Origin of the sequence: Weissella sp. DD23, assembly GCF_001579105.1 — a bacterium.
Classification (GTDB): domain Bacteria; phylum Bacillota; class Bacilli; order Lactobacillales; family Lactobacillaceae; genus Weissella; species Weissella cibaria.
Genome location: NZ_KQ970432.1, coordinates 1 through 730, shown reverse-complemented (window position 1 = coordinate 730; position 730 = coordinate 1). Strand labels below are relative to the sequence as shown.

The 730-nt window shown below is 47.9% G+C and carries 1 protein-coding gene and 1 pseudogene; both read left to right on the top strand.

Annotated elements, in window-relative coordinates; all coding sequences use genetic code 11:
- Positions 1 to 524 (top strand): ABC transporter substrate binding protein (locus WEIDD23_RS12080; protein WP_278279507.1); only part of this gene is annotated, 524 nt, incomplete at its 5' end.
- A gap of 13 nt (positions 525 to 537) precedes the next feature.
- A pseudogene (locus WEIDD23_RS12075) lies at positions 538 to 730 on the top strand (ABC transporter permease); the annotation flags it as partial.

Below are 730 nucleotides of genomic sequence, written 5' to 3'. Positions count from 1 at the left end.
TAAAGATGATGCGCGCATTTGTCCCAGGTCTTAAGACATTGGGGGTGATTTATACCTCTTCTGATGACTCGGCGACGACTGAAGCGCGCAAGATGATCACGTTAGCTAAGCAGGCAGGCTTAAAGGTTAAAACCTACACCATTGCCTCTTCAAACGATTTAAATCAAACGTCGTTGCAAATGGTGGCGGGCCATCAAGTGGATGCCGTATTTGTTCCAACGGATAACACCATTGCCGGGGCTATGACGACACTTGTTAAGAATACGGACGCGGCCAAGGTACCAGTCTTCCCAACGGTTGACACGATGGTGGCAGATGGTGGTGTTGCGGCTGAATCAATTAATCAAACGAAATTAGGTATCATGACTGGCAAGATGGTGGCCAAAATTTTGAAGGGGGCTGACCCAAAGTCAGTGCCAGTTGATTTTACCAAGGCTGGCGAATTAGTCGTGAACAAAGCGCAATTAGATAAACTGGGTCTGACATTACCTCGTGGGTATACAGACGCGAAGCTTGTAAAGTAGGGAGGGCACACAGATGAGCATTTTAGTTTCAGCTATTGGGCAAGGGTTATTGTGGGCGACACTCGGCATTGGGTTGTTCTTAACATTTCGAATTTTAGATTTTCCGGATATGACGGTTGAAGGAACGTTTCCACTGGGGGCAGCAGTGGCAGTCACGCTGATTGCAAATGGCATGAACCCGGCGCTGGCTAGTTTGATAGCAGCGT